The organism is Pelatocladus sp., assembly GCF_059505505.1.
In genome coordinates, this window is record NZ_JCACKS010000254.1 from 14,293 (window position 1) to 31,281 (window position 16,989).

Genomic DNA, 16,989 nt, shown 5'->3' on the forward strand with positions numbered 1-16,989 from the left:
CTACCAACCATCAACGATTTCAACATAAAATAAGGCACGTAAGTATGTAAATAAGGCGATGACTTTAGGACAGCCATTAGGTTCAGTTACTCAAGGTTCCCTAACAGGTGGATTAGAAGTACGATTGCATCCTGATATCTTGGTTGAAGATATGCGAGTCGGTAAATTTTTAGTGGTGCAAGGGATGCGATCGCGCTTTTTCTGTATGCTTACAGATGTAGCATTGGGAACTGCGAACCAAAGAATTATTGCCAATCCTCCCAGTTGGGAGGATACTTTTTTACGAGAAGTTTTAGCTGGAAGTGGTACTTACGGTACTATTACTCTCGCACCAATGTTGATGTTTACTCCACCTTTAGAAGCTGGAGAAATTGAGGAATTGGGATATGAGGGGAATGGGACTAAACAAGCATCAACATCTCAAAAAATGAGTTCATTGGCATCATTTCAACCGCAAACAAGCACAACAATGGAATTGATGCCAGTGAAAACTATTCCTAGTCATTTTAGCCAAGTATATGATGCTTCGGTAGAAGATTTTCGCCGTGTCTTTGGTTGGGAAGATGATCCGCAAAGAAAAAATTTCTCCATCGGTAAACCACTAGATATGGATGTTCCGGTGTGTCTAGATTTAAACCGTTTTGTTGAACGTAGTAATGGTGTTTTTGGCAAATCTGGAACTGGTAAATCTTTTTTAACCAGATTACTTTTAGCTGGGACAATTCGCAAAAATGCGGCAGTAAATTTAATATTTGATATGCATTCTGAATATGGTTGGGAAGCTGTTTCAGAAGGGAAACAATTTAGTACTGTTAAAGGTTTAAAGCAATTATTTCCTAGTAAAGTAGAGGTATATACCCTCGATCCTGAATCTACAAAACGGCGTGGTGTTCCTCACGCACAAGAACTTTACCTAAGTTACGACCAAATAGAAGTAGAAGATATTAAATTATGCTCTCGTGATTTAGGGCTTTCAGACGCTAGCATAGACAATGCGAATATTCTCTTTGCAGAGTTCGGTAAGTCTTGGATTCTGCAATTGTTGAGTATGACAAATGAAGAAATCAAGCTGCTGTGTGAAGAGAAGAGAGGACACCAAGGTTCAATCACCGCATTACAACGCAAATTGTTTCGCTTAGAAAATTTAAAATACATGCGTGCGGCTTGTCCACATAATTATGTTAATCAAGTTTTGCGATCGCTAGAAGCAGGTAAAAACGTCGTCATTGAGTTTGGTTCTCAATCGGATATGCTTTCTTACATGTTGGTGACAAACATGATTACTCGCCGTATTCACCAACATTATGTCGCCAAATCTGAAAAGTTTTTACAGACAAAAAATCCCAACGATAAACCAACCCAGCTGATGATTACTATCGAAGAAGCCCACCGCTTTCTAGATCCTGGCATAGTCCAAAGTACTATTTTTGGGACAATTGCTCGTGAAATGCGGAAATATTTCGTCACGCTGTTGGTAGTGGATCAGCGTCCATCTGGGATTGATAATGAAGTGATGTCCCAGATAGGAACTCGTGTCACCGCTTTGCTGAACGATGAAAAAGATATCGACGCAATTTTTACGGGAGTGGCTGGTGCTGGTGCTTTGAAATCGGTTTTGGCAAAGTTAGATTCTAAGCAACAAGCTTTGATTTTAGGTCATGCTGTACCTATGCCAGTAGTGGTGCGTACTCGTCCTTACGATTCCGTTTTCTATGCAGAAATTGGCGATACTGTTTGGGAGGAAAGATCAGATGAGGAGGTTTTTGCAGCTGCGGAGTTGGCGAAGGCTGATTTGGGGTTTTAAGGGGATGGGCGTCGTGTTCCTCCCATGCTTAAGGCTATGTTAGCGCGAGGTTTTATGAAAAAACCGCCACTAGTAGAGTAGGGCGGTCTGGTTAAGCAATCGGAGGGTATTTTTAGCTTACTCTGGCGGTTTTGAAATTGCTGTAGCAGAATTTGCACTTGTTATAGCTAGCTTCTAACATAGGCGCTGATTGGTTCTTTGATAAACTTGATGTAGAGATGTTTGAACGTAGATTTGATGACGCGAGGCATACCAAAATCAATGGGAATGAACTTGTCTGGTAATCGCCAATCATCTATTTTTAGTAACTCAGGATGCAAACAAGGATAATAGATAGCGTTTAGTTCTGGACAGATCCCCAAACGCATAGATGCAGCGACAGTAGGTACTGTTAGAGCTGGGACATTAAGTGTCTCTACCATAGCTCGATCTAGGGCAAATACATCTGGTGATGCCCCCAAAATACCCAGTGAACGAGGTTCGCCACCACTCGGACCATTGCCTTCATGACCGATAATACCGTCTAATATAGTTAGATTTGGGTTAATTGTTCTAGCAGTTTCTACTAACATTTCTCCGAATCTATCAGCATCTTTTCCTGCTTCCATGTGCCACCAAGCTTTCATTTTGCCAGGAACACAACCAAACAAATTTTTTACACCCAATGTCAGCACCAATTGAGCATGAGATTTGACTTTGGGTAGATTGATCACTACGTCTGCTTCCATCGCTTCTTTGGAGAGTAGCAGATGGTTGAACTCTTCGCTGACAGTTTGGTAACGAACACCTTGGAAATCAATAATTGGTAGATTGAGTTCTTCTAAAATCGGTTGATAACCATTGGCTACAGCTACTCCCTTGGCGCTACCGAAAGCAGGACTATCGCCTAAAAATGGTTTACCGCCAGCTTCAATTACCATCTGTGCCACAACATAAACTAGTTGCGATCGCGTGGTACATTCTTTGCCAGGACGTGCGCCTGTAAGCAAATTAGGTTTGAGTAAAACGCGATTTCCTGGTTTCACAAACGCCGCCATCCCTCCAAATGGTTCTAGCAGTGTTTCTAAAGACTTTCTTAAAATATCTCGTTCGTACGAATTAGCGCGAATGAAACTAACGGTTGGTGTTTGAGTTTGCATATTAAGAAAGGGGATTGGGGAAGGATTAATCACTGATTAGCAAGCAACTATTAACTACTAATTACTAACTACTTCTATTCCAAGGGTATAATTTGGCTCATTTGTTCCAGATTTAAAACCTCGGCTAATTCTGCTTCACTCATCAGTCCTTTTTCCAGCACAATCTGTCGTAGGGATTTGTCAGTTTCCAAGGATTCTTTCGCCACAGATGCAGCATTTAAATAACCAATGTGGGTATTTAAAGCTGTTACTAAAGCTAAACTTCCTTCTGCATATGCTAAACAACGTTCCTGGTTAGCGGTAATTCCTTGAATGCACCGTTGGGTGAGTGCAGCAATGGTGTTACCGAGAATTTCGATACTGTGAATCAAGTTATAGGCGATTAGTGGCATCATCACATTTAATTCTAATTGTCCTGCTTGGGCTGCTAGTGCGATCGCACTGTCGTAACCCATCACCTGAAAACACACCATTGATGTCATCTCTGCCATCACAGGGTTATATTTACCCGGCATAATCGAAGAACCCGGCTGTACTGGTGGGAGTTGAATTTCTTTTAAACCAGTTTTTGGCCCAGAGTCCATCAACCGCATATCGTGAGAAATTTTCACTAAATCTTGCGCTATGTTACGTAAAGCACCAGAAACATTGACAAATGGTGCCATACTCTGCATTGCTGCCATGAGGTGGGGTGCAGGTTGTAGGGGACTATTAATTAATTCTGCCAGAGTTGCTACCACACGGGCGCGATATTGGGGATGAGTATTCATTCCTGTACCAGCTGCACTTCCACCCAAACCTAGTATCATTAAGTCCCCACTGGCTGCGTAAATCCGGTTTTGGTGTTCTGTAAGAATCTGCGCCCAAGCACGAAAATTTTCACCCAAGCGCACCGGAACAGCATCTTGCATGTGAGTTCTACCAGAACGGACGATATTTTGAAACTCTGTGGCTTTTGTCTCTAATGTCGCGATCGCTTTTTCTAAAGCTGGATGTAGTGTTCTAGATAACGCCAATAAACCACCAATTCTAATTGCCGTGGGAATCACATCATTGGTAGACTGTCCGTAGTTAACGTGATCATTGGGACTAACACGCTTGTAGTTACCTTTTTCGTCGCCGAGAATTTCTAAGGCCCGATTTGCCAGTACTTCATTAACATTCATGTGATGAGATGTACCAGCACCCGCTTGATAGACATCTACCACAAACTGATCACGAAATTTGCCAGCTAGAACTTCATCCGCAGCTTGGACTATTGCTTGACTAATTTCTTGGGGAATACAACCTAGTTCACCATTGACGATCGCTGTCGCTTTTTTAATTAAAATACAGGCATCTACGTAAGTAGCTAGTGGTTTAATGCCGCTTATTGGGAAATTTTCTGTAGCACGTAGTGTTTGAATACCGTAGTAAAGGCTACTATAAATTTGGCGATCGCCCATCGAATCGCGTTCTATTCTGTATTGAGAATCTGTTTGTTGAGTCATAAGTTGATTGCAAACTAGTTAATCTAAAAATCAACAACCTAAAATTAAATATTATTTATTGGTCTCACTGCAAACGAATTAATCTATCAAAATAAATCCAAAATCCAAAATCTGAAATTTCATGACTTTACCTAATTGGATTACATTTTCTCGCTTGTTGGGCTTACCATTCCTGCTTTACGGTTTATACAACCCCACATCAACAGCTAGATGGGTGTGTTTGGCAATTTTCTTGGTTGCGGCTGGTACTGACTGGCTGGATGGATATTTAGCGCGAAAACTCAACCAAATAACTGACTTAGGTAAATTTCTTGATCCGTTAGTAGATAAATTACTGGTACTTGGACCCTTACTAGTTTTAATTGAACTAGGACAAATTCCGGCTTGGGGAGTATTTTTGATACTAGCACGGGAGTTAGCGATCGCTGGTTGGCGTGTCAATCAAACTACAATTACTGGAGCGAATATTTGGGGTAAACTTAAAACTGTTAGTCAAATTATTGCGATCGCTCTTTTGATTGCGCCCTTACCAGAAGTCTGGAGAATTCCCTCCCTCATTACTTTCTGGATTTCTGTCGCCCTTACCATAATTTCTGGGGCAATTTATCTTTTACCACAGACAAATAGTGATTAGTGGTTTTTTGATCACCGCTCCTTCAGGACTCTAAAAAACTTAGTTTCCAGCCTTTGGCAGCAAAATACTCGCCCACAGTTGGCATAATCAATTGCATCAGTTCTTATTCATAAGACTTCACGGTATGCGGGAAACTCAGACACTTAAGTGCTGAGAGGAAAGCGACACGTGCGGTTTTAACCGCCTTAAATATTTGCACCATTATCGCGCAAGGAGATTGTTTAACTCGGTGTGCTATTGTGTTGCACTTTCAAGCTTGACAATTACCATTTCAAATCTCACAACTCTGTACGCATAACGAGGCAAATCGAAGAAATAGAGCCGGGCTTAAAACCCCCTGATTTGGGCGCCCTCTCAAATTCGGGGTCTGAAAACCCCGAATTTGGAGGGAACCCATTAGTGGGCGGTTCGAGATATCCCGAACCAAGCCCGGCTCTATTACACACGCGCCAAATGCGATAACGGTTTTGCTCCAAGGAGCCTTCCCTTACGGGAGTAATGTTAGCCTCGACAATGTTATTGGTCGGTACTATCTGAAAGACACTGACTTAACCCAATAAATCTGTTTAATCCTTCAGTTCTAGAGCAAGGAACTAGCTACGCATCCCTTGGTAGGTCTTTAACTCTTGCCAATAACGTAGTACTTCTTCGTACTTAGTCTGGTCAACTGTTGTCTAAGTCTTAGGCTGGAAACAAGCGTGTCTTTAGACCTGGGTCGTTGACGATTCTTGCTGTTCGGTTTTGCTACGGCTACTAAAGCAAAGTGTACTCGATCGAGGTCTATACGAAAGTAAGTGGTCAAATTTAATCTAGCTTCAGCGTTGTTGCTAACTTTGCAACTTGACTTTATCCGGTTTATCTGTGATGAACTATGCACATTTCTTCAAACTCCTCTTCCATTGGCAATTGTTCATCCATTAACCGAGTTCACACTATTTTTAGGAGCAACCTTATGGCTGATTATGCTCATTCTGAAGTTCTAATTGATACACAATGGCTTGCCGATCATCTCAACGCTCCCAATATCCGTGTGGTAGAAGTTGATACGAGTCCAGAGCTATATAAAAATACTCACATTCCTGGTGCAGTTTTCTGGAATATTTTTGCTGACCTGCTTCTAAGTGATCTCCGCATGAATCTTGATGCAACTGCCATAGAGAAACTGCTTTCACGTTCTGGTATTACCAATGAGACAACTATTGTTGCCTATGGCAGTTACCCTGGAACAGGAGCTTGGATCTTCTGGCTATTAAAATTGTTTGGACATCAAGATGTCCGAGTTTTAAATGGTGGACATCAAAAGTGGATGTCAGAAGGTCGTTCAGTGACAACAGAATTATCGAATTTTGCACCAACACAGTACCGTACAAAACCACTTGATGCAAGTCTGCGGGTGTTGTCTGAAGAAATTCAGGCATCCATTGGTCAAACTGCTCGTGTGTTATTGGATGTTCGGACTATTCAAGAATACCGTGGAGAACACTTCTTGATGAAGCCACCAGAAGAGACGGAACGCGCAGGACACATTCCAGGCTCAGTTCATGTTGAACATATACTCACGCTGAACGAAAATGGAACTTTCAAATCATTCGATGAATTACAGACGCTCTACAGTAGCAATGGTATTACATCTGACAAGGAAGTGTTTCCCTACTGTGCAATTGGTGGGCGATCAGCCTGCACTTGGTTTGTCTTGAAATACTTACTGGGCTATCCAAACGTGCGGAACTATGATGGTTCATGGAATGAGTGGAGCCGCTTGCCTAACGTACCCATTAGTAAATAGTTAAGTGGTTAGGCAAAATTAAGTTAATTCCTGGAGATCAGGGAAGAGGGAACTCTTAACGGGGAACAGCTTGAAAAATGTGTAATTAATTGTTCTAACTTTTTTCTTGAATTCGAGGTTTGCTTCTACCATTCCATTGTCAGAGCATAGAATAGTTAATACATTAAATATCTGACTGAGCGATTAATCTTGTTTTGAAATGCCTAGTTCATCCTCAAATTCTGATTTTGTTCAGCAATGGCGATATGCTCTAGCTCCTTACAACTTGGGGTACAAGCTAAAACTTGCATCTCAGTTGATGTATCGGGATTTTCTAGAGCGGCTAGAACCTTACGGATTGACCCCGTTTCACTACCTCGTTTTGTGTTGTCTGTGGGAAGAAGATGGTCTTTCAACGACTGGAATCGCTGACAAGTTGAAGCAGTTGGGTGCAACGTTAACTGGGGTGGTTGATCGAATGGAGGATCGTAAGCTTGTTCAGCGAGAACGCGATCGCGATGATCGTCGCATTGTCCGCATCTGGCTCACTGACGAAGGGAAACGACTTATGAAAGTCCTACCCTCAATCGGCGCACAGACAATTGAGAAAGCAACCAAAAACATTCCAGAAGCAGACCAGGAAGCAGTTTTGAAGATACTAGATCAAATTGTTCAGAACCTGATCTAGCAATTTTGGGCTTTGGAGGTTGACCTTATGGAAATTACTTAATATATTGATTATCAATACATTTACTTCACGTGGCACACGATAGGAGAAAAATGCCAAAGTTGAGCATCAGACAGAAAAACTGGTTGTTGTCCGCGCATATTGGTTTTGCTGCCCTTTGGACAGGAACTGTCTTAAGTATGTTTCTTCTCTCGTTGAGAAATACAAAATCAACTAATGCAGAGGTACTCTACGCGCTCAACTCAGCGATTAATCTGCTCGATGACTACATTGTGATTCCCTCTGCAATTGGTTCAGTTATGACAGCAACATTTCTTTGCTGGATGACCAACTATGGATTCACTAAGTTTTACTGGGTAATTACTAAGTGGATACTGACAATTGGATTAGTCATTTTTGGAACATTTTGGCTATTTCCGTGGGGTAATGCTGCTGAAAAACTAGCGGCTCAAGAAGGATTACAAGCCTTAGACAGTCCAATATATAGCTTGGATGCTAAAGGTGTGTTGATTGGAACTGTAATTCAGGTTCTTTTCCTCTGTATCATCATTGCGATTTCGGTTCTAAAGCCCTGGGGAAGACGAGTAGTAAAAGCAAATAGCCAAAACTGTAAGTGAGAAATATGGTTAAAAATAGCAAGCTAGCGAAATCAATTAGTGATGTTTTATGGTCATTGTTCACACAATGGTTAGAGTATTTTGGAAAAATATACGGTCGAGTTGTTGTACCTGGTCAAGCCTTGATTAATTGTTCTAAAGATTGATACAGTTCTTTTGTTAACTCACTTACCCCAACTCTTGCTGAATGGCGATCGCCTTGGTATTTTGCCCAACGCTCAGTAACTGAGATTGGTTCACCGACTGTAATTAGCGCCTGTCGCCAACCCAAACGGGGACGCCCTGGTAGTTTCGTGTTATTTTTGATCCGAGCAATCATATCAAATATTAGTAGTGCCGTTTCTGCAAATCTTTCTGCACAAGGCTCTTCCTTGATATAAGTCCCAGTAACTGCTACAAAGGTTTCTACTAACCGCATATGTCGCATTCGCAGTTCTGCTTCTGCTGCTACCCAGTCTGCTAATCCCTGTTGTAAAGCTGGCAAGGTATTGATATCTTCCACATCATCTCTGTAAATATAACTCCAACCAGCTTCTTCTAAACGACGACAACGGTCAATAAAATTTCCTTGTGATTGTAATCCAAAATATTGTTCGGCAACTTGCAAAGCTATTTCTTGTAGGCGGCGAAGTCTAGCGATTAACATTTGATTGGGATTGGCGATCGCTTCAGCATCAATATCACCATCATGATTAATTGCAGGTAAATCCTGATGATAAAAACGCTGATAAAATCCTTCCATTTCTGTTAACAAATGTTCTGCCAGTCGCAAAATACGTTGATAGTAAATCTCTTCGGGATTAGCGACATTAGATATTTCTGTAGTCTGCACTGGTAAACCACAATCAGCTTCTAATCTACTCAACAGCCAATTTAGTTTTGCCCAAGGTGGTGTTACATAACTATACTGAATTGTAATTGGTACAATCAAAACTTCTTGTGAACGGTTGGCTTTGTGCAAATCTTCTACACACCAAAATCCGAATTGAGCTACACCAGGTTCTAAAGGGCTAATGATGCCACTATGTCCATTGGTAGCACCTTCGGGGGCAACTGTGATTGGCATTTTTCCGTTAGCAAACAAATTTCGGGCATTTTGAATACCTAGCTTATCCAATCGCTTACCCCGGCGAATGGGAGTTCCTCCCAAATTTGAGAAAAACCAACCTAGCCAATCTCCTGCCCACAATAACATCCCTCGTTCATAAATGAAGTGCGAATGAATCGGGTATTGCAGGAAAATTCCTTGTTGACGCGCCACCCGTGGTACTGCTCGTGACAATAAGTATAACATACACAGTGGATCATCTACTTCTGGATGACGAAATGCCATCAAAAAGCGCACTTTACCAGCTTGGAATTGTTGATATAACTCGGCTAAAGTTTCTGCATTCTTAACTTGAATCCGGGAAATTCCAGATGGTAGCCACGGTCTGAGCCGAAATCGTAGCAAAATAGGCAGCAACCACTGGGCAAGACGCAGTACAAAAGGGTTGAAGCGTTGTGGAATAAACTCTAGCCGTGACTGGGCATGTTGGATAGAATCAGGCAAGGTTGCTCTCCAGTTATCAGTTATCAGTTATCAGTTACCAGTTTGATCATTGCTGGTGATACTGTTGACTGACTTCATAAGTGTAGTGGAATTTTTGAGAATTGGTGTTACACGTAGTTGGAGCAAATCTGGCTGCGGGAATTTAGCTTTTGAGAAGCAAAATTTAGCTCTATCAACTAGATTCACCTCCATGCAGAATCAGAGAAATATGAAAAAATATAAATAATTATATGGTTGTTGAGCGATTAAATAGTTAAATGATTTTGGTAGAAATCAACATGGCTTGGGTCTGCATCGGTGGTGTGATTAGCTGATGGTCATGATGCAGATCCTTTCATCAACCTGAATAACAATTCTTCAACGCTGGCGTTGACAGTGAACTGGTAAATATCAGCTTGCGTTTTGAGATGAAGGAAAAAACCAATGAGTAACAATCTAGCGATTAAACTTCGTACCGGAACCCAAAAATCCCATACAGCAGCAGAAAACGTCGGATTTATGAAGTGTTTTCTCAAAGGGGTTGTAGATAGAACCTGCTTTGCCAAGTTTTTAGGTAACTTGTATTACGTCTACAGCCAACTAGAAACAGAAATAGAAAAACATGGAGATCATCCTATTGTCGGCGGTATTTATTTTCCAGAACTAAATCGCCAAGCTGCTTTAGAGAAAGATATGGAATTTTACTATGGGAAAGATTGGCGAACTTGTGTACAACCATCTCCCGTCGCTCAAAGTTATATTGCTCGAATTCGAGAATTATCTGCAACTGCACCTGAGTTATTAATCGGACACGCATACACCCGCTATATGGGCGATCTTTCTGGCGGCCAAATGTTACAGAAAATTGCTCAGTCAGTATTAAAGCTAGAGGGTTATCAAGGTACATCTTTTTATAATTTTGATCAAATTCCAGACAAAAAAGCTTTTAAAGACAAGTATCGTCAAGCATTAGACACATTAACAATTGACGATGTTACAGCAGAAAAAATTATCACAGAAGCAAATAATTCCTTCGATTTCAATATAAAAATGGCTCAAGAACTAGAAGGAAATTTAATTCAAGCAATTGGGCAAGTTTTGTTTAATTCCCTAACACGTGGTCAAGAAACAGTAAACAGTTAACAGTAAACAGTTATCAATTGAACACTGATAACTGTTTACTGAAAAATACCCTTAGTGATTGGAAATAATTCGATGGTTTTGCAAATTCCTAGTGTGAACTTCGACATAGATATCATCAAAAAGTACGATATTCCCACACCCAGATATACTAGTTACCCACCTGCTACAGAACTGAACACAGCATTTACAGCATCAGATTTTCAGGATGCGATCGCCTCTTCAAATCAAAGAAAAACGCCTTTGTCTTTATACTTGCATATTCCTTTTTGTCAGACTGCTTGTTATTTCTGCGGCTGTAATGTAGTTATTTCTAATAATAAAAATATTGCCAAAACTTATCTAGAATATCTGGAGCGAGAAATCAAGCATACAGGATCTTTGATTGATCCAGATAGACAAGCAGTACAGATGCATTGGGGTGGCGGAACTCCAAATTATTTAAGTTTAGAACAAGTAGAAAACCTCTGGAACAATATTACTCGTCACTTCCGCTTCGATCCACAAGCAGAAATTTCTCTTGAAATCAATCCTCGCTACGTTGATAAGCAATACATTTTCTTTCTCAAAGAGATTGGCTTTAACCGCATTAGTTTTGGGATTCAAGATTTTAATCCCCAGGTGCAAGCGGCTATTAATCGCGTCCAGCCAGAAAAAACACTATTTGAAGTGATGGAGTGGATCAAAGAAGCTGGGTTTCAAAGTGTGAATGTAGATTTGATTTATGGTCTACCGTATCAAACTTATCAAAGCTTTCACCAGACAATTAAAAAGACAATCGATTTAGATCCTGATCGCATTGCAGTATTTAATTTTGCCTATGTACCGTGGATAAAACCAATTCAGAAAAAAATTGCTAAGGATGCGCTACCAGCACCACAAGAGAAATTAGAGATTTTTAAAATGACCATTGAAGAGTTAACTAATAATAAATATCTCTTCATCGGTATGGATCATTTTGCTAAACCTCATGATGAATTAGCGATCGCTCAACGCAACTACACACTCAAGCGTAACTTCCAAGGTTATACTACTTGGGCGCAAGCAGAACTTTTTGGTTTTGGTGCAACATCCGTAAGTATGCTAGAAGATGCCTATGCCCAGAATCACAAACAATTGCGTGACTATTATCAAGCAATTGATGCGGATATTTTACCCATTGGTAAAGGTATTAAGTTAAATGGAGATGATATTCTTAGACGAGATGTCATTATGCGACTGATGTCTCATGCCAAACTGTATAAGCAAGACATTGAAGATAAGTATCAAATTTGTTTTGATGAGTATTTTGCTCAAGAATTAGAAGCATTGCACCTTTTAGAATCAGATGGATTAGTCAGCCTATCAAAAGATGAAATTGGCATCACAGAAATTGGCAGATTATTAGTTAGAAATATTGCTGTTAATTTTGATGCTCATCGCCTCACTCAAGAGCAAAAATTCTCACGGGCGATTTAATCTTTACTAGTATTTTGTATTAGTGAACCACTATTACTCTGAAGAGCGATAGGAAGACAAGGGGGAGGATTTGTATCAAGAATTTTGTGAAATAGTAGACCTCTTGCAAAAATATTTTTACCCCACCCTAACCCTAAGCGTTTACGGGGAGGGAACTAAATCTTCCCCCCGTTCACGGGGGGATTGAGGGGGGTTCATTCGACTTTTGCAAGAGGTCTAGTGTTTGATTGACGCCCAGGTATAAGTTTGAGAGTGCGTAGGGCAATTTTGGCAAGGTTTGGTACCAATTGAGGCTGGATTAGTCGTTTGTCAAATACACTCATCCGTTGAGCATTTTCTTCTAAACAGTTGGCTAGCAAAATTTCTGGCGTTAAATTATCTATAAAGCTACTAGCACCAGTAGCAGTGAAACCTTCTTGTTTTTCCTCATTGGAACCAGTAAAGGCTTGAATCTTATCTTGTAGCGCTCTCTTATAATGCCAGATAGCATTTGTTCCCCTTAACCAATTGCTTCTACCGTCCTGAATTTGCTCGTAAGTCACCCAATTAACAAAAAACATGATGTGACGGGCTTCTTCATTCAAAACCACATCAAATATTTCAAACAATGCTTCGCTGATGTAAGTTGCGTGACGACGAGCAAGTCCAAATAAACCAAAGGCTAAAAAAGAATCAAGACATTCACCAAAACCAAAGTCAAGAAAAGCGGTTTTGATATTACTAGGAAGTACAGGTTCAAGAAGTGGGGAAATTTGAATATCGTAATAGTCGATCAGAAATTTAATCAGTCTACCGTGACGTTCTTCTTCCATAGCTTGCAGAGCGATCGCTTCTCGTAATAGAGGATCGCTCATTGTCTGTGCAAAAGCGTTTACCATCACTCCTGCTTCTTGTTCTGTATCGAGTGCTTCTCTCCAAAAGGGAATACCACGCAGGTTTTCAAGAGCTTCAGTGCTAAGAGTAGGCCAAGGAAGTTTTTCAGGCTCGTACTCTCGGTAAGTGTCGATAAAACTACGACAAAAAAGTTCTTTGTGGTCTTTGCTTCCTATTTTCATGTTTTGGGGATTGGGGATCAGGGATCGGGGTTCAAACTAGAACTTTCGGGTTCAAAACTCGAAACTTCCGAGATTGTTAATTGGTTAACTACTAACCACTATCCACTTCCACTAAGTAGAACGATTTGAAAAAAACAAACTATGTGAAGTAATGTAATATTACTGGAATCTAGTTCGTAGTAAGGACTTTAGTCCTCAAATAAGGACTAAAGTCCACCTTACGGAAGCCGCTCTTATGAGCGTCTACACTACAAACCTTTAATTATTTACGCTGTTCTACTTACATTAAATTATTTATACCTTTGCGGCTGCTTGGGTATGACGTTCTTTGAGGTAAGCAAAAAATTCACGTCCCTCACGCAGACGACGCACTAACATTTGTGGGTCGGTCAGCATTTCACCGACAATTGGAATAATGGCTTTGGGACGGAAGTAAAATTTACGATACATTCGTTCAACTGCATCTTCAATATCAGCACTGGAAAGATTCGGATATTGCAGTGTAGACATTTGAATGCCAGAATTAGCAACTAAAGAATTATCACTAAACCAACCATTGTCCTGTGCTTGCTGATAAAGTTCTGTCCCAGGATAGGGAGCAGCGATAGAAACCTGAATTGTATGAGGACTCAGATCGCAAGCGAAGCGAATCGTTTCTTCAATTGTTTGCTGAGTTTCGTTAGGTAAACCAATGATAAATGTGCCGTGTACGGTGATACCAAGTTTGTGGCAATTCTCCATAAATTTACGGGCGACTTCCAGCTTAATTCCTTTCTTAATACCGTCTAATATTTGCTGATTACCCGATTCAAATCCTACCAATAGTAAGCGTAAGCCGTTGTCGCGTAGTTGTTTGAGAGTATCGTAATCTAAGTTAGCACGAGCGTTACAACTCCAAGTCAACTTCAATCGCTTCATGTGTTCGCTAATGGCGATCGCTCGCTGCTTATCAATTGTAAATGTATCGTCATCAAACATATATTCCCGCACTTTGTCGCCAAAGATGGCTTTAGCTTCTTCCATCTCACGTCCAACTGCTTCTGGGGTTTTATGACGATACAGGTGTCCACCAATTGTTTGAGGCCAAAGACAGAAGGTACATTTTGCGGGACAACCGCGCCCAGTATAAAAAGAAATGTATGGATGCAGCAAATAGCCAATAAAGTATTTTGTAATGTCTAAATCACGAGCGTATATTGGCAAGACACTGGGCATAGAATCCCAATCGTGAATTAATGGACGGTCTTCATTATGATGTATTTTACCTTGGCGATCGCGATAGCTTAGACCTTTGATGCTGTCCCAAGGCTTGTCTTCCGCCAGTTCTTTACAGGTATAGTCAAATTCGTGACGACACACAAAGTCAATTATGGGATTTTCCTGTAGCGTCTGCTCTGGTAATACTGCCACATGCGCTCCAATTAAGCCAATCTGTGCATCTGGGTTTTGAGCTTTGATGGTTTCAGCACACTTCACATCATTTGGTAGCGAAGGTGTACTGGTGTGCATGATGATTAATTCGTACTCTCTAGCAATTTTCAGCACATCTTCCACTGTTTGTGCGTGGGGAGGCGCATCCACAAGCTTGCTATTAGGGACAAGAGCAGCAGGCTGCGCTAACCAGGTAGGATACCAAAAGGAGGTAATCTCCCGTTTGGCTTGGTATCGAGAACCTGCACCACCATCAAACCCATCAAAGGAAGGAGGACTGAGAAATAAAGTTTTCTTCACAGGTGTATATATCTCCACTAAATAATTTGCAACTTGTAATGGGAAAAGGGAACAGGGAACAGGGAACAGGGATTGGGGGGAGTGTGGGAAGTGTGGGGAGTGTGGGGAGTGTGGGGAGACTAATTATAGTGACCAATTCTCTCCCCTTTTCCTTATCTCCCCCTCTCCCTTGTCCCCGTCCCCAGGGTGGTTTCATACAAGCAGAGAAAAATTAAAATCTTCTTTTAAAGCCTCTCCCCTTAATAAGGGGAGAGGTTTGGAGAGGGGTAAAAATCTATGCTTCAAAACGAGAAATACAGACTTCCATATTTTTCTTTTTTCGTATGAAACCACCCTGCTCTCCCTTGTCCCCGTCCCCAACCCCCAATCCCCAATCCCCGTTCCCTATGTTTTAATTGCAACTAACTTACCTTGTTTTGTCATTCTCAATTGCTGTCCTCGCCATTCAATTGTGTTACCAACAAAGCAATAGCACCAGATTGCAAAGTCAATTAAATCCCATAGAGGAATCAGCCACAAATATTTTTTGGCAGCAGAATCGTTAAGAATCTTAACGCCCACAACCCAACCCATTGTTAACCGCATTATCCAAGTTATGAATAGTGCAGTCCAACCCACTATTGATTCTCCTGTAGTAATTAGCAGTAGCAAGCTGGTGATAGTACCATAGGTAAAAATCAATCCTAAATAACCCCAAGGACGAGAAATCCGCGTACAGCGCGCCCAACGGATCTGACGATTGATAGAATCAGCTAAGGTTGTGGTTGTTAGTACATGCTCAACTACATAGTTAGAAAGTAAAACTTTGTAGCCTGCTTGAGATGGAAGGTAGCCAAGTTGGAAATCATCCGCGAGATAATCAGCGATCGCCTCTAATCCTCCTATTTCTTCCAACACTTGTTTACGAATGACAATAGTGGAACCAAAGGCAAATTTTATACCTTCAAGTTTATTACTGACTAAAACACCTGCATGAAAATCAGTAGCAGTACCAATAGCTTCTAAGGTTGTTACCCATCCCTGCGCTGAAGAACGATACAAGCAGGTAACGACACCAATTTCTTTGTCTTGAAATGGTTGAATTACTTGCTGCAAGTAGTCATTTGTGACTCTGATGTCACTATCAGCAATTATCAGAAATTCATATTTGACAAATTGTATGGCGTTTGCAAGATTGCTGATTTTCAGGTTTGTACCAATAGTGCGATCGCTAACGATCAACTGAATATCCACTTGAGGAAAGTCATTGATAATTTGCTTGACTAAGGGTATAGCAGGGTCTTGATTGTCACGAACGCTAAAAATAATCTGATAAGCTGGATACTGCTGTCGGCAGAAAGAAGCCCAATTTTCGTAAGTACCAGCCTCAAGTCCACAAATCGGTTTCAGAATCGTCATCGGTGGATGAAATTCTGTATCAACTGGATAAGGATGCTGAGAAAAGGCGATCGCTGCATAGATTGCATAGCAGTAAAACCAAATAGCTATTAGGCAGAGAATAAAAAGCAGGAAATTAATAATAATAGTCGGATAAACAATACTCAAGCAATTTAAGTTCCAAAAGTTCCATCGACTAGAATAGAAAAAATAGTGTGCGATCGCAACGAAAACAATATACCAAAAAACAAAAGCGCCCTCCAGTTGGGAAGGTGCTTTCTCATCTATTTAATTGTAGAGACTTATTGCATCTCGACTATCTGGTGATTAACTTTGCTATTGTTTTGAGCGATCGCTTAAGTGTTTATGCTCTCTAGTTGCAAGTTCTGAAGTATTGTCCAAAAGATTCTCAATTGAATTCGGGTAGTCGTTGATTGAATTCGGGTAGTTGTTGATTGAATTTGGGTAGTTGTTGATTGAATTTGGGTAGTCGTTGATTGAATTCGGGTAGTCGTTGATTGAATTCGGGTAGTCGTTGATTGAATTCGGGTAGTCGTTGA

General features: G+C 40.9%; 13 protein-coding genes and 1 pseudogene. 8 read left to right on the plus strand and 6 right to left on the minus strand.

The annotated features are described in order from the left end of the window. Nucleotides 1-58: 58 nt before the first annotated feature. Complete coding sequence (locus tag AC5JMK_RS26530) at nucleotides 59-1,804, plus strand: helicase HerA domain-containing protein (RefSeq protein WP_096673947.1); 1,746 nt, start codon at nucleotides 59-61, stop codon at nucleotides 1,802-1,804. 167 nt (nucleotides 1,805-1,971) lie between these two features. On the opposite strand, the gene AC5JMK_RS26535 is transcribed toward AC5JMK_RS26530, so the two are convergent. Together AC5JMK_RS26535 and AC5JMK_RS26540 are read right to left on the minus strand one after the other, a co-directional pair. Beyond that, nucleotides 1,972-2,943, minus strand: coding sequence for an Npun_F2552 family protein (locus AC5JMK_RS26535; RefSeq protein ID WP_096673943.1), 972 nt, complete (start codon nucleotides 2,941-2,943; stop codon nucleotides 1,972-1,974). A gap of 74 nt (nucleotides 2,944-3,017) precedes the next feature. Further along, nucleotides 3,018-4,433 (minus strand): aspartate ammonia-lyase, encoded by a 1,416-nt coding sequence (locus AC5JMK_RS26540; protein WP_495911352.1) that lies wholly within the window; start codon nucleotides 4,431-4,433, stop codon nucleotides 3,018-3,020. Nucleotides 4,434-4,554: 121 nt separating this feature from the next. On the opposite strand from AC5JMK_RS26540, the gene pgsA reads away from it, so the two are divergent. The 5 genes and pseudogenes from pgsA to AC5JMK_RS26565 all read left to right on the plus strand — a co-directional run. Beyond that, entirely contained in the window at nucleotides 4,555-5,067 is a 513-nt protein-coding gene (gene pgsA, locus AC5JMK_RS26545; protein ID WP_096673939.1) for a CDP-diacylglycerol--glycerol-3-phosphate 3-phosphatidyltransferase, read from the plus strand. Between the two features lie 952 nt (nucleotides 5,068-6,019). Continuing rightward, nucleotides 6,020-6,853: a sulfurtransferase gene (locus AC5JMK_RS26550; protein WP_495911353.1), complete on the plus strand. Its 834-nt coding sequence runs from the start codon at nucleotides 6,020-6,022 to the stop codon at nucleotides 6,851-6,853. A 199-nt stretch (nucleotides 6,854-7,052) separates the two neighbouring features. Then, nucleotides 7,053-7,520, plus strand: a complete 468-nt coding sequence (locus AC5JMK_RS26555) for a MarR family winged helix-turn-helix transcriptional regulator (protein WP_495911354.1) — start codon at nucleotides 7,053-7,055, stop codon at nucleotides 7,518-7,520. Nucleotides 7,521-7,612: 92 nt separating this feature from the next. Beyond that, nucleotides 7,613-8,137, plus strand: a complete 525-nt coding sequence (locus tag AC5JMK_RS26560; protein ID WP_495911355.1) for a hypothetical protein — start codon at nucleotides 7,613-7,615, stop codon at nucleotides 8,135-8,137. Further along, nucleotides 8,134-8,274: pseudogene (locus AC5JMK_RS26565) on the plus strand (RNA-guided endonuclease TnpB family protein); the annotation flags it as partial. The gene AC5JMK_RS26560 and the pseudogene AC5JMK_RS26565, both read left to right, overlap by 4 nt. Here the strand turns inward: AC5JMK_RS26565 and AC5JMK_RS26570 are convergent. Beyond that, the gene (locus AC5JMK_RS26570) at nucleotides 8,253-9,689 is read right to left on the minus strand and encodes a 1-acyl-sn-glycerol-3-phosphate acyltransferase (protein WP_495911356.1); all 1,437 of its coding nucleotides are present in this window, start codon (nucleotides 9,687-9,689) and stop codon (nucleotides 8,253-8,255) included. The pseudogene AC5JMK_RS26565 and the gene AC5JMK_RS26570 sit on opposite strands and share 22 nt — an antisense overlap. 423 nt (nucleotides 9,690-10,112) lie before the next feature. On the opposite strand from AC5JMK_RS26570, the gene AC5JMK_RS26575 reads away from it, so the two are divergent. Further along, nucleotides 10,113-10,811 (plus strand): biliverdin-producing heme oxygenase, encoded by a 699-nt coding sequence (locus AC5JMK_RS26575; RefSeq protein ID WP_096673933.1) that lies wholly within the window; start codon nucleotides 10,113-10,115, stop codon nucleotides 10,809-10,811. A gap of 72 nt (nucleotides 10,812-10,883) precedes the next feature. Next, nucleotides 10,884-12,266 carry an oxygen-independent coproporphyrinogen III oxidase gene (gene hemN, locus AC5JMK_RS26580; RefSeq protein WP_495911357.1) on the plus strand — a complete coding sequence of 461 codons (1,383 nt, stop codon included), beginning with the start codon at nucleotides 10,884-10,886 and terminating at the stop codon, nucleotides 12,264-12,266. 194 nt (nucleotides 12,267-12,460) lie between these two features. Here hemN and AC5JMK_RS26585 read toward each other — a convergent pair whose 3' ends face one another. The 3 genes from AC5JMK_RS26585 to hpnI all read right to left on the minus strand — a co-directional run bounded on the left by AC5JMK_RS26585 (nucleotide 12,461) and on the right by hpnI (nucleotide 16,597). Then, nucleotides 12,461-13,321: a ferritin-like domain-containing protein gene (locus AC5JMK_RS26585; protein WP_096673928.1), complete on the minus strand. Its 861-nt coding sequence runs from the start codon at nucleotides 13,319-13,321 to the stop codon at nucleotides 12,461-12,463. A 294-nt stretch (nucleotides 13,322-13,615) separates the two neighbouring features. After that, nucleotides 13,616-15,052, minus strand: a complete 1,437-nt coding sequence (hpnJ, locus tag AC5JMK_RS26590; protein WP_096678714.1) for a hopanoid biosynthesis associated radical SAM protein HpnJ — start codon at nucleotides 15,050-15,052, stop codon at nucleotides 13,616-13,618. 384 nt (nucleotides 15,053-15,436) lie between these two features. Beyond that, entirely contained in the window at nucleotides 15,437-16,597 is a 1,161-nt protein-coding gene (hpnI, locus tag AC5JMK_RS26595; RefSeq protein WP_495911358.1) for a bacteriohopanetetrol glucosamine biosynthesis glycosyltransferase HpnI, read from the minus strand. Nucleotides 16,598-16,989: the final 392 nt, after the last annotated feature.